Raw genomic sequence first — 12,513 nt, forward strand, 5'->3', positions numbered from 1 at the left:
GAGATTCAGGTCAGGCCAGCCTGACCTGAATCTCAACAGATACAAAAAAAGAGGCTCCCGACCGACATTGCGGCGGGAGCCTGACTGGAGCGCTGGAGGGAGCGCTCAGGGGAACTCTAAAAGATGTTCGGAGTGTTGGTGAGCGGCGCGGCGTTGGCGATCATGCGCACCGCGCGGGCCTTGTGCTGACCGGACTGCTCGGCAATGGCGCGCAGGCATTCGGCGTTTTCGGCGCCCCAGTTCTGGCCCTTGCAGGCGAAATCGATCTGCGGCTGTGGCAGGCGTGCGGTCTTGAGCGTGGTCGGCGCGCCCTCCACGACATTGGCCGGGGGATTGATCGAAGCGAAAGCGGGACCCGCGGCGGGGGCAAGCACCATGCTGGTAAAGGCGGTTGCGCCCAGCAGCATGAACATCGCCATCGGATGGTCGCTGGCGCGCTGGCGCAGCGCCAGCTTCGGCCGGCGGTCATTGCGCTCGGGGCCGTGTTCGCGGCGGCTGGTGTCAGCGATCTGGACTTTCGTAAACATCGGCGTTCTCTTCGTTATCTTTCTTTTTCTCTTGAAACGAACTTATCCGCGCCACGTAACAGCCGAATGGTAGGGTGCGATTGCCCGTGTAACAGGATTGAAACAGGGACTGCCATGCTTCCGTCCCTGCTTGTCGCCGGCGGGTACTCACCGCCTCTTGTTTGCGAAACACATGCTCCAGTCGGGCGCAGCGGACTGTAAGCGACCTCACACAGTCGCTCTGGTTGGCGAGATTTTTGCCGCGTCAAAGCCAATAAGCCCGAGGCGTTCGCGCGGAACGACGGCCGCGGTGGGCCCGCCTCGCCTACGGCCGCGACGCGCTGTCGGCAGTGGCCGATTTGTGCTCGGTCGCGAGCTTGCGGGCAGCGCTACGGCCCGCAACGATCGCGCCTTCGACATAGCCCGGAAAGGACGGAGACAATTCCGAGGCGGCGAAATGGACGGGCGGCGCGCCGGCAAGAATGGTGCGCTCGGCGTCCCGCGCCGTCACATCGACAATGAGATCGCCATAGGCGCCGCCGCTCCAGCGGTCATGCGTCCAGTCGCGCTGGTTGAAATCGAGCATATCGGCGGCGTCCGCGCCGAGCGCATCGACAAGCCTCACCGTTACTTCCGCGCGCAGTGCCGTCTCGCCGAGCTCGCGCCAGTGCAATGCCCGCGGCCCGCCGACGAAGACGGTGAGCGCTGCATGCTCGGCGTCCCTGCTGGCGTCGCAAGCAAACAATCCAGGCAGGTCGCGCCACATCACCATGCCGCTCAGACCCCGCTCGCGCCAGAACGGCCTGGCATAGCGCACCAGTATCTTGACCACCGCGCCGCTTTCCCAGACACCCAGAGCCTTCGTCAGCGCTGCCGGCAGAGCAGGCGCGAAGGCGAGCTTCGCTGCTGTCACCGGCGGCAGTGCGATCAGGACTTCGCGCGCTTCGATAGTGCCGCCTGCGGCGGTGCCGAGGCGTACACCTCCCGGTCCATGCTCGATTCTCATGGCTGGTTCATTCAACCTGAGGCTTCCACCGAGGTCGCCCGCCAGATCGTCGGCAAGCGACTGCATGGTCTCGCGCAGCGAGTACTGCAGCTCCGGCACCTCATTGGTGATGCGGCGGTCATTGTCGATCAGATGCCAGAGCGGCACCTTATCCAGAGCCAGGCACCACAGGCCCTCGATCATCGAGCGGAAGGCAGCCTTGGCATCTTCCGAATCCCTTTGGCGTTGGACCCAGGCAGCGACGCTTAAGCCGGCGATCCTTGGGTCGTCCGGCTCTATCCTGTTCATGCGTTCGCGCATCTCCATCGCGGCGTGATAGCTGTGAATCGCCCGGTCCATCGGCATCGGCGGATAGGTGATGAAATCGCCATCGACATTGGTTTTCACGAATGTCTTGCCGCGCGCCCTCGCCAGCGCCATCAGCTCCGGCATGTCCTCGCACAAGAACTGGGCGCCGCTGTCGATCCGTTCGCCAAGCCCGTTTCGCGTGGCCTCGACGCGGCCGCCGGCACGATCGCGTGCTTCCAGGAGCACGAAATCGATCCCAACGCGCTTGAGTTCCAATGCGGCTGACAGGCCGGTGAACCCTGCTCCGACGATCGCAACGTCGGTTCTTTCGGTCTTGTTGCCCAATAGCCCGCCTTGATCTGCCGGCAATTCAACCGGCCTCCAACCGTGCAGATGAGTGGGGCGCCCTCACCCCTGTCCAGCACCTTCGTCGCCTTCAGCCGAGAGACCGGAATTGTCTGCACGCGGCTCGACCATGAACACCCCTTGCCGATCATCCGCGACCGCGGCGTCGGCAAGGAATGGCTGCAGCGCATCGGCTACGCGCAGTAGTCGCGCCTAGCCTATGGTCCGTTCGAGCACATTCAACCAATTCCGATAGGCGATCTTCTCGATCAGCGCGCGCCCGAAGCCGCGTGCGGCAAGCGCATCGATGAGCTTGGGCAGACCGGCGACGTCGCCGATCACCGCCGGGATCATGGCGCCGTCGAAGTCCGAGCCGAGACCGACGCCGTCCTCGCCCAGCGCCTGCAGCAGTGAATCGATGTGGCGCACCATGATGTCGAGGCCGGTGTCGGCATTCATGCGGCCGTCCTCGCGCAGGAAGCCGGTGGCGAAGTTCAAGCCCACCATGCCGCCGGTCTCGCGGATCGCACCGAGCTGCCATTCGGTCAGGTTGCGCGAATGGCCGCAGATCGCATGCATATTGGAATGTGTCGCAACCAGCGGCGCATCGCTGAGCACGGCCACGTCGCGAAAACCCTTCTCGTTGAGATGCGAGAGGTCGATCATGATCTTCAGCTGATTGCAGGCCTTGACCAGCGCCTTGCCGGCATCGGTGAGGCCCGGCCCGGTATCGGGCGAGGACGGAAAGCGGAACGGAACGCCGTTTCCAAACGCATTCGGCCGGCTCCAGACGATGCCGAGCGAACGCAAGCCGGCGGCATGGAGCACGTCGAGCATGGCAAGCTCGGGATCGATCGCCTCGACGCCTTCGATGTGGAAGACCGCGGCGATCGAGCCCTTCGCCATCGCATCGCGGATATCGGCTGCGCTGCGGCAGACGGTCAGCGCGCCCGCCCGCTCCAGCCTGAACAGGATCGAGGCCATGCCGATGGTCGACGTGATCGCCTCGGCGCGCGGCAGTTCCGGCGGCAGGGGTTCGTTGTCGCTTGGCGCCGGCGGCACGGCGCTGCGCTTGGTCTTTTCGATCGGCGGCGGGAAGATCGCGAACATGCCGCCGGCAAAGCCGCTCTTTTTGGCGCGCGGCAGATCGATATGACCGCCCGGCGTGCCCTCGATGAACAGCTTTTCGACATCCGCTTCTTTTGACTGGTAGAGCCTCAGCAGCGTGTCGTTGTGGCCGTCGAAAACGGGGATGAGGTCGGGTTCGATCATCAGGGAAGCCATTTCAATTGATATGACAGGGCAGGCGGGATGAAAGGCTCCGTCCGCGAGCGATCTGTCTACTTAGGCAAGATGGCCGAACTGCGCAAATGCCAGACGCGTGTTCGTAGTTGTGGCTGGGTAGCTGGATATCCCTCCTCCCCTTGCGGAAGAAGGTGGCCGAGCGAAACTCGGTCGGATGAGGGGTGTTCCAGCTTGGCAAGGACGACGATCCGTCACCCACCCCTCAACCGTCTCGGCGCTGCGCGCCGATCCACCTTCTCCCACAAGGGGAAGGGGAAGACGGTGCTACCGCTTCAACACATCCGCCCATTCCGGATGACGGCGGAATTGGGCATTGGCGAAGGGGCAGAGCGGAATGATCGTCTTGCCGGCGGCGCGCGCGTCCTCGACGGCGCGGGTGACGAGCCGAAGCCCGGCGCCTTGGCCGCGAAAGACGTCCGGCACCTCGGTGTGATCGATGATGAGCTGGTGCTCGCCGATCTTGGTGAAGGTCATCTCGGCCTCGGCGCCGCCGGGACCGCGCAGCACGTAGCGCCCCTTGGAGCCGTGGTCCTCCAGCTCGATCTCGGGCAGTTGGTCAGCCATTGTTCTTGCCTCCTTCGGCGGCCGGCGCGAGAGCGAACAGCCGCCGCGCCGCTTCGATTTCATTCGGCCGCACCTCGTGCCCGCCGTCGTGCCATTCCACTGTGACATCGGCCCCGTCGGCGCGCAAATAGGCTTCCAGCCGAGAAGTCAGATTCGGCGGGCAAATCGGATCGCGCCTGCCGGCCGTGATCAGGATATGGCGGCCGGCGAGGCTGCCTTTCACGTCCGGCTCGAACGGAATCAGCGGATGCATGAGCGCCGTGGCATCGAACAGGCTCGGCTCGGCGAACACCACCGAGGCCAGGATGTTGGCGCCGTTGGAATAGCCGAGCCCGAACACCGCCGAGGGCTTTGCGGTCTCGACATGCGCCTTGACGAAGCCGGCCATCTTGGCCGTCGCCCGCGCCAGGTCGTCCATGTCGTAGACGCCTTCGCCGGCGCGGCGGAAGAAGCGGGCGGCACCCTGCTCCGAGACGTCGCCGCGCGGCGACGCGATGGTCGCTGAAGGCGCGATCTCGCGGCCGAACGACAGAAGCTGGTTCTCGCCGGCCCCGGTGCCGTGGAAGACGAAGAGCAGCGGGCCGCCCGGCGAACCGGGCAGCACCTTGTGGATGTAAGCGTCCTTGCTCATGGCTTTAGTCTTCCAGCTTCTGCAGGTGCTGCTCGAGATAAGGCCTCAGATGCTGATGCTGCGTCGGCAGCTTCAGCGCCTCGCCCAGATGCGCGGTGTCCTCGTCGCGGTCGAAGCCCGGCTCGTTGGTGGACACCTCGAACAGCACGCCGCCCGGCGTGCGGAAATAGATCGCCCAGAAGTAATCGCGATCGATGACCGGCGTCACGCCGTAGCCGGTGTCGACCAGCGCCTTGCGCACCTCGAGCTGCCTAGCGCGGTCCTCGACGGCGAAGGCGACGTGGTGCACCGAGCCGGCGCCGAGATTGGCGAAGCCGGCGCCGGGCAGCGATTCGATGTCGACGACATCGGCGCCGTTGCCGTTCTGGATCGCCAGCCGGCGGGTGTTGCCGGACTTGTCGACTTCCTCATAGCCCATGAACTTCAACAGCTCCTCGGTGGCGCCGCCGTCCTTCAGCCTGAGCGCGACCGAGTGGAAGCCGCGGATCGCTTCGTCGCCGGGAACGCCGCCCTTCACCCAGGGCGCGCGCCTATCGGCTTTGTCCTCGACCAGAGCGAAACTGTCGCCGTCGGGACCGGTGAAGGTGAGCCGCTTCTCGCCGAAGCTTTCGTTGCGGGCGACATTACCCACGCCTTCATCGGCGAAGCGCTTTTCCCAATAGGCGAGCGTGCCTTCCGGCACCGAGAAGACCGTGGTGCCGACCTCGCCCACCCCATGCCGGCCCTTGCCGATATCGGGGAACGGGAAATAGGTCATCACCGAGCCCGGCGTGCCGAATTCATCGGCATAGTAGAGATGATAGACGTCGGGCGCGTCGAAATTGACTGTTTTCTTGACCCGGCGCAGGCCAAGCTGCTTGGTGAAGAATTCATTGTTGCGGCGCGCATCGCTAGCCATCGAGGTGACGTGATGCAGGCCCTTGATCTGATTGAGCATGCTGTTGCTCCTTCCCTATCCTTGCTGCGGCCCTCGCCGCTGTCCTCGCCAATATGAGGATAGCCCCGGCAGCGGCAAAGCGCGCAAATACACGATGGACTGTATCATAAAAGTGAACGAATGGACGTCTCATGTTCACCAATTGAGGAAATTCGCCTGCTTGCACCGCTCGGCAATTTCGGCTCCATGAGCGGCGCGCCCTCTTGAGGAGAAGATTCATGGACAACCGAGTGAGCCGCCCGAATGTTCTCCTCATCACCTGCGACCAGTGGCGGGGCGATTGCCTGTCGGCCATGGGCCTCCCGGTGGTCAGGACGCCGAACGCCGACGCGCTTGCAGCCGAAGGCGTGCTGTTCCGGCGCCACTACGGCGGGGCCGCACCTTGCTCGCCGGCCCGCGCCTGCCTCTATACCGGCCTCTACCAGATGAACAACCGCGTCTGCCGCAACGGCTCGCCGCTCGACGCCCGCCACGGCAACATCGCGCACTCGGCGCGCGCGGCGGGCTATGATCCGACGCTGTTCGGCTACACCGATGTCGCGCCGGATCCACGCCTGTTGGCGGCCGCCGATCCGCGGCTGCGAAGTTATGAAGGCGTGCTGCCCGGCTTCACCGTGCGGCAGTCCCTGCCCGAGCACCAGAAGCAATGGCTGTCCTGGCTGCGGGCGCAAGGCATCGACACCGGCGCCGGCAGCCCTGGCATCCATCGGCCGGTGGGCGAGCAAGGCAAGATCCTCGGCGATGTGAGCAACGCGCCGCCGGTCTATTCGAAAGACCAGACGCCGACCGCTTTCCTGGCCGGCGAGTTCATCCGCTGGCTCGGCGAGCAGGAGCAAGCCGCGCCGTGGTTCGCGCACATCTCCTTCATCAGCCCGCACCCGCCCTTCATCGTGCCTGAACCCTACAACACCATGTATGACCCGGCCGACGGTCCCGCTTTCCGGCGCGCGGCAAACTGGCAGGCCGAGGCGCTGAGCCACCCCTACCTCGCCTACGATCTTGGCCGGCAGAAGCGGACAAAGTTCGTTCCCGGCATGGAGGGTGACGTACCGGATTGGAGTGAGGAGAATTTCCGCCGCATCCGCGCGATCTATTACGGCATGATCTCCGAGCTCGACGCGCAGCTCGGCCGCGTCTGGCAGGCGCTGAAGGCGGCCGGCGCCTGGGACGACACCGTGATCGTGCTGACCTCCGACCATGCCGAGATGATGGGCGATCATTTCATGCTCGGCAAAGGCGGCTTCTTCGACACCAGCTACCACATTCCGCTGATCGTCCGCGATCCGCGCCGCAGGGCGGCAGCCGGCGCGGCTGTCGACCGCTTCACCGAAGCCGTCGACATCTTTCCAACCTTGCTCGACCTGATCGGCGCCGCGCCGGAGCCGCACCTCGACGGCACGTCGCTAGCGCCCTGGCTCGACGGCGGCCGGCCAGGCGACTGGCGTGACGCCGCGCATTGGGAGTTCGATTTCCGCTCGGTCGTCGAAGGCGAGGCCGAGCGTCATTTCGGCATCGGCTCACGCGATTGCAACCTGGCTGTCATCCGCGCCGAGGACTTCAAATATGTCCATTTCGGCGGCCTGCCGCCACTGCTGTTCGATCTCGCGAAGGATCCCGGCGAGATCAACAACGTCGCGAACGACCCCGCCTGTCTGCCGGTGCGACTGGAGTTTGCCGAGAAGATGCTTGCCTGGCGCGCCAGGCATCTCGACCAGTCGCTGGCGCTGGCGGAACTGACGGAAGATGGCGTGGTTGGCCAAGTGGCCAAGGCAATAGGGCAGTAAGGCAATAAATAGGGCAGTATGGAACGATCCTGTCCCTACTGCCCTACTGCCCTACTGCCCTACTGCCCTACTGCCCTACTGCCCTACTGCCCTACTGCCCTACTGCCCTACTGCCCTACTGCCCTACTGCCCTACTTGAGTAGCATCCGCTGCTTGTCGCGGTTCGCAGCATATGTGCTCTTGTCATAGGCCGCCTGCCCCTGCAGCTGCTCCTTGGTGAAGTTGGTGTAGAGATATTTCTTGCCGCTCTTGTCGGTCATGAATTTGAGCTTATCCATGCCGACCGCCACTTCCTTGGCGCCGATGCCGAGGAAGCCGCCGACGTCGACGATCACCGCATCCGGCTTGTTGTCCGGCGTCAGCACGACATCGCCGATCGTGCCGATCTTGGCATCGTTGGCCCCATAGACCGTCGCGCCCTTCAGGTCGTCACCTCTGATATTGCCCATCGGCATCTCGGTCAGTGTCGACTTGTCGATCGAGGCTGTTTGCGTCGTGTCGGTAGCTGATGTGCCGGTATCCGCGGGCTTGTTCTCGGCGGTGGTCTCCGCCGGCTTGCTTCCCTTGTCCGCCGTGGCCTGGGAGGAGTCGACTGCCGGCGTGGTGGTGGCGGGAGCGTTGGTTGCCGTCGCAGTCGACGCCGGCGCCGGATCATAGGCCGTGCGGTTGAAGTCGGGCTGGGCTTGTAGTTCTTCCTTCGTTGTTTCGGCGACAAGCCAGCGGTCGCCGTTCTTCTCCGCCCATTTCGCCTTGGCGAAGTCAAAGGTCACGTTCTTCTCGCCGATGCCCAGGAAGCCGCCAACGCCGATAACGAGCGACTCGGCCTTGCCGTCCTTGGCGAGCACGACGTCGTTCACGTCGCCGATCTTTTGGGCATCGTCGGCGGTGCCGTTGTAGACCGACTCGCCCATGATGTTGGTGGCGAGATTGCCTTCAGCCTTCTTCACCGGTTCGGCTGGCTGCGCCGGCGCCTGCGCCGTTCCGTTGTCGGTGGTTGCAGGCTGCGTAGCATCGGCCGGCTGCGCCGGAGCCGGGTCGTACGGCCTGCGGTCGAACGCCGGTTGGGCATTGAGCTTGTCCTTGGTCGTCTTGGCCACGAGCCAGCGGTCACCGTTCTTCTCGGCCCATTCCAGCTTGCTGTAGTCGAAGGCGACATCCTTCGAGCCAACGCCAAGGAAGCCGCCGACGCCGATGATCGCGGATTTGGCTTGGCCGTTCGCGTCGAAGACGACGTCGTCGACCTTGCCGATGTCCTGGGCGTCGTCGCCGGTGCCGTTATAGACGGATTCGCCGATGATGTTGGTCATCAGGGAACCTTCGGCGCGAATCACGGGAGCCGGGTTTTCGGCTACGGGGGGCTGCGTGGGCGAAGGCGTCGCCGTCTGGGCGAAGGCGGCGCCGGTTGCAACCAGCGTTGCAAGCGCGGTCGTCGCAAAAAGAGTGCGGATCATCATTGTTTCCTCCTCGTTTCTTGCGCGCCGCGTCCGCGACCCGGCCTTAGCAGCAGGCCAGACGCGGCATTGTTCGATACCTTCACAACGTTGTGAGCGGGGCGTAGTTCCAAAAAGGCGAGCCTGCGGCCGAGCGGGTTCCCCGGCTTATGCGGAACTTTCGGCAGTTCATTTCGTTCCAGCCCTTGGCTGAGGTCATTTTCGGCCCAAAGAACAGAAGAACGGAGCGGGCATGCGGTTTGCTGCGGTGCTGAACCAGGACGGCGGCACGCTGCGGACGGCCGATATCTCTGCCTTTGCCGATCGATTGCGCCGAACGCTGGAAGCGGCGGGCCATTCGGCTCAGATCGAGATCGTTGCGGGCAGCAACATCGGCGCCGCATTGGAAAAGGCCATAGCCAAGCGCAACATCGACGTTGTGATCGCCGGAGGCGGCGACGGGACGATTTCGACCGCCGCATCCCTGCTCATGAACAAGAAGAAGGCTTTGGCCATATTGCCGGCCGGCACGATGAATCTCTTCGCGCGCGGCCTTGGCATCCCGCAGACATTGGATGCGGCGCTGAAATCCTTCGCCGACGGCGAGGTGATGGCCGTCGACGTCGCGAGCGCCAACGGCCAACCTTTCGTGCATCAGTTCTCGATCGGCATGCATGCCAGGATGGTGCAGCTCCGGGAGAACATGGTTTTCGGTTCGCGGCTGGGAAAGATGCAGGCTTCCGTTCGCGCGGCATGGGCAACCATCAAGAACCCGCGTAGCTTCAAGGTGACCTTGAGCATCGGCAAGGCCGAGATCGTCACCCGGACAACCGGCATCGGCATCAGCAACAACCTGTTCGGCGAAGGTCATCTGCCTTATGCGGACAATCCGGCGGGTGGCGTGCTAGGCATCTATGTCAGCGTCGCGCACAGACGCCACCACATGGCGAAATTGCTCCTCGACATGCTGCGCGGCCGATGGCGCGACAGCGAGCATGTCGAGATCCATCAGGCCGACAAGGCCGTCCTCAAGATCCATTCGCCGACGAAAAAGTTCAGCGCGGTCATGGATGGCGAGTTGGTCGGGCTGGAACGCGAGACGGTGATCGAGATTCATCCCCGCGCCTTGAACGTGCTGGTTCCGGCACGCAATGCGCAGGCCAAGGCGGCGTGATGGTGCGGTCAGCCGCCTTGCGGGGGTTGCTGCCGAGGCGCCGGCGCCTGAGGCACGCTCTGGTCGCTCGTCGGGCTCTCGATCATCTCGCCATAGATTTCGACCGCGCCCCAGGCGATAAAAGCCAGCAACAGCCCGGCAAGAAGTATCCTGAGCGCGTGCCAGCCCCAGTGTCCCTGGCGGGCTTTGTCTTCAGGAACGATCTTGGGCATTATAGGCCTCCATATTGCGTGGCGGCGGGCGCTTCGGCATGGTCGGGTAACGGGCCCTTTCCGCGAAGGTTCCGAAACCGGCGAGGTTCGGCAGTGATCGGGCCACCGCTTGTCGCGGGGCGCGGCGCATGGGGGGTTGGTGGATAGCAGGGCAGCCAGCTTGCCGGCCGATGTCGGCCGCTTCGTTGACGATGCGGGCCGGCTTGCCGTGCTCCGCAACCTCGAGGCCATGGATACGGCCAACGATCCCGACTTCGACCGCATCAGCGGTCTCGCGGCCGCGATCCTCGAGGCGCCGACCGCGCTGGTGACGCTGGTCGACACCGATCGCCAGTGGTTCAAGTCGCGACTGGGGTTCGACGAGAAGGAGACGCCGACCGGCATCTCCTTCTGCGCCCATGCCATTGCCGCCGGCGACGATCCCATGGTGGTCACCGACGCCACGCTCGATCCGCGCTTTACCGGCAACCCGCTGGTCATCGGCAGGCAGCACGTCCGTTTCTACGCCGGCGCGCCGATGATCGTTGCCGGCGTCAGGGTCGGCACGCTCTGTGTGCTCGACCGGAAGCCGAGAGCGTTTCCGGCCGACGAGAAGATCGCGCAGTTGAAAACGCTGGCCGAGCTTGCAGCCAGCCTGTTCGTGCTCAAGGATGGCACGCGCAACGGCGCCATCGCCCGGGCGGAATTGGCACGCGAGGAAAAGCGCCGGGCGATTGCGCTCGACGCCGCCTCGCTGGCGAGCTGGGCCTGGGACATCCGCACCGACATGATCGACTGCGATCCGCTTTTGGCGGAACTTTTCGACCTGCCGCCATCGAACAGGCTGAAAGCTCGGGACATCCTGCGGGCCATCGACCTCCGCGACGTCTATCAGACCGAGACGCGCTTCCGCGACGCGCTGAGCGGCAGCGACGACTATTTTGGCGAATATCGGGTCAAGGGATCTCATCCCGCCCGCTGGATCGCGACGCGCGGACGCGTCATCGAGCGCGACGGCGACGGCAGGCCGACGCTTATCTTCGGCGTCAATTACGACATCACCGAGCGCAAGCTCGGCGACGAGCGCCAGCGCCTGCTGCTGCGCGAGCTGAACCATCGCGTCAAGAACACGCTGGCGACGGTGCAGGCCCTGGCGACGCAGACCGTGCGCCATGCCCGCCAGCCGAACGAGTTTCTCGAGGCCTTCAGCGCCAGGCTGCAGGCGCTTGGCGCCGCCCACAGCCTGCTGTCAGACCGCGAATGGCGCGGCATCGGGATCGCCGAGCTGGCAAGGATCGAGACGAGAGCCTTCGACGCCGGCGGCCAGTCGCGCATTACGATTTCCGGCCCCGACCTCCTGCTCTCGCCGGATCAGGCCGTTGGGCTCGGCTTGATCCTGCATGAGCTCGCCAGCAACGCGCTGAAATATGGATCGCTCTCGTTTCCCTCCGGAACGGTCGATCTGCAATGGAAGACGCAAGGTCGAAAGGGCGCGAGACGGCTGGTGCTGACCTGGCGCGAGAGCGGCGGACCCAAGGTTGAGCCTCCCGATCGCTATGGCTTTGGTTCCATTCTGATCCGGCGCAGCCTTGCCAAGGTCATCGCCAGCGAGGTGACCCACGAATATCGCCCTGATGGCGTCTTTGCCGAAATATCGATGCCGCTCGAGCCGCCGTTAAAGTGATCCGGCCAAAAGCAGGAAAACCGTAAAACAGCTTTCCGTCCGGAACTGCGGAAAAACAAACAGCCAAAGCATGTCTCCCGAAAGTGTGCAGCGGTTTCGGGACGAAGACATGCTTAAAATCAAAGACCTAAAGCAGGTCGCGTGAATCCTTTTTCACGCGACCTGCTTTAGGGCAGTTCAACAGTCAAACATGAACCGCGCTACGGCGTTTTGTCGGAATCCGGCTCGTGAGGGCCGGGCTTCACGTTCTCGCGGTAGATGGCATAGGCAGCGAGCGCGATCGCGGGCGCGAGAAGCGTGCCCAGGCCACCCTTGCTCTTCGCAAGCGCAGGCAGCAGCGCGAGCGCCGCCGTAACGCCAACTGCTGTCATGTCGGCCTTTCGCCTTCGCGCGCGCCGCCGCGCCCGCATCCCGGCAGTCAGCTTGTGCGCCACGAGAATGAGCCCGGCGATCGCCAGGAAGCCGACGCCAAAGCCGAGGCTGGTCGCCAACGGTCCGTAGCGCGCCGCCAGCCAGATATACGCCGCACCGGTGAGGAAGCCGACGCCGCACAGGGCGAATATACCGGCAAACCCATAGAGGATTGCCGTCATCCGCGCCCTTTGCAAAGCAGCCGTCGCCTCGCCGGAAGCAAGAGCCGAAATCAGCGAAACCAGCATCCCCATTGC

Annotated in this window: 13 protein-coding genes; 4 read left to right on the plus strand and 9 right to left on the minus strand. The window is 64.3% G+C overall.

Annotated features, from left to right (window positions below; genetic code table 11):
• Positions 1-116 precede the first annotated feature (116 nt).
• Complete coding sequence (locus EH240_RS07340) at positions 117-527, minus strand: hypothetical protein (RefSeq protein ID WP_124996745.1); 411 nt, start codon at positions 525-527, stop codon at positions 117-119.
• A 304-nt stretch (positions 528-831) separates the two neighbouring features.
• Positions 832-2,169, minus strand: coding sequence for a flavin monoamine oxidase family protein (locus EH240_RS07345; RefSeq protein WP_425374775.1), 1,338 nt, complete (start codon positions 2,167-2,169; stop codon positions 832-834).
• Positions 2,170-2,187: 18 nt separating this feature from the next.
• On the opposite strand from EH240_RS07345, the gene EH240_RS37840 reads away from it, so the two are divergent.
• Positions 2,188-2,352 (plus strand): hypothetical protein, encoded by a 165-nt coding sequence (locus EH240_RS37840; protein WP_167483949.1) that lies wholly within the window; start codon positions 2,188-2,190, stop codon positions 2,350-2,352.
• A 6-nt stretch (positions 2,353-2,358) separates the two neighbouring features.
• On the opposite strand, the gene EH240_RS07350 is transcribed toward EH240_RS37840, so the two are convergent.
• From EH240_RS07350 to EH240_RS07365, 4 genes are all read right to left on the minus strand, one after another.
• Positions 2,359-3,417: a dipeptidase gene (locus EH240_RS07350; RefSeq protein WP_124996746.1), complete on the minus strand. Its 1,059-nt coding sequence runs from the start codon at positions 3,415-3,417 to the stop codon at positions 2,359-2,361.
• Between the two features lie 297 nt (positions 3,418-3,714).
• A complete protein-coding gene (locus EH240_RS07355; RefSeq protein ID WP_124996747.1) occupies positions 3,715-4,014 on the minus strand; it encodes a GNAT family N-acetyltransferase in 300 nt (99 codons plus the stop codon).
• Positions 4,007-4,645, minus strand: a complete 639-nt coding sequence (locus tag EH240_RS07360; protein ID WP_124996748.1) for an alpha/beta hydrolase — start codon at positions 4,643-4,645, stop codon at positions 4,007-4,009. Before EH240_RS07360 ends, EH240_RS07355 begins: the two co-directional genes overlap by 8 nt.
• 4 nt (positions 4,646-4,649) lie before the next feature.
• Complete coding sequence (locus EH240_RS07365) at positions 4,650-5,582, minus strand: VOC family protein (RefSeq protein ID WP_124996749.1); 933 nt, start codon at positions 5,580-5,582, stop codon at positions 4,650-4,652.
• Between the two features lie 218 nt (positions 5,583-5,800).
• Here EH240_RS07365 and EH240_RS07370 point away from each other — a divergent pair, with 218 nt between their 5' ends.
• The gene (locus EH240_RS07370) at positions 5,801-7,366 is read left to right on the plus strand and encodes an alkaline phosphatase family protein (RefSeq protein ID WP_206075233.1); all 1,566 of its coding nucleotides are present in this window, start codon (positions 5,801-5,803) and stop codon (positions 7,364-7,366) included.
• A gap of 131 nt (positions 7,367-7,497) precedes the next feature.
• On the opposite strand, the gene EH240_RS07375 is transcribed toward EH240_RS07370, so the two are convergent.
• Positions 7,498-8,817: a PRC-barrel domain-containing protein gene (locus tag EH240_RS07375; protein WP_124996854.1), complete on the minus strand. Its 1,320-nt coding sequence runs from the start codon at positions 8,815-8,817 to the stop codon at positions 7,498-7,500.
• 232 nt (positions 8,818-9,049) lie between these two features.
• On the opposite strand from EH240_RS07375, the gene EH240_RS07380 reads away from it, so the two are divergent.
• The gene (locus EH240_RS07380; RefSeq protein ID WP_124996750.1) at positions 9,050-9,970 is read left to right on the plus strand and encodes a diacylglycerol/lipid kinase family protein; all 921 of its coding nucleotides are present in this window, start codon (positions 9,050-9,052) and stop codon (positions 9,968-9,970) included.
• Between the two features lie 8 nt (positions 9,971-9,978).
• Here EH240_RS07380 and EH240_RS07385 read toward each other — a convergent pair whose 3' ends face one another.
• Complete coding sequence (locus EH240_RS07385; protein WP_124996751.1) at positions 9,979-10,182, minus strand: hypothetical protein; 204 nt, start codon at positions 10,180-10,182, stop codon at positions 9,979-9,981.
• A gap of 139 nt (positions 10,183-10,321) precedes the next feature.
• Here EH240_RS07385 and EH240_RS07390 point away from each other — a divergent pair, with 139 nt between their 5' ends.
• The gene (locus tag EH240_RS07390; protein WP_124996752.1) at positions 10,322-11,845 is read left to right on the plus strand and encodes a sensor histidine kinase; all 1,524 of its coding nucleotides are present in this window, start codon (positions 10,322-10,324) and stop codon (positions 11,843-11,845) included.
• 200 nt (positions 11,846-12,045) lie between these two features.
• On the opposite strand, the gene EH240_RS07395 is transcribed toward EH240_RS07390, so the two are convergent.
• Positions 12,046-12,510: a phage holin family protein gene (locus EH240_RS07395; RefSeq protein ID WP_124996753.1), complete on the minus strand. Its 465-nt coding sequence runs from the start codon at positions 12,508-12,510 to the stop codon at positions 12,046-12,048.
• Positions 12,511-12,513: the final 3 nt, after the last annotated feature.

It is taken from the genome of Mesorhizobium tamadayense (genome assembly GCF_003863365.1).
GTDB lineage: Bacteria > Pseudomonadota > Alphaproteobacteria > Rhizobiales > Rhizobiaceae > Mesorhizobium > Mesorhizobium tamadayense.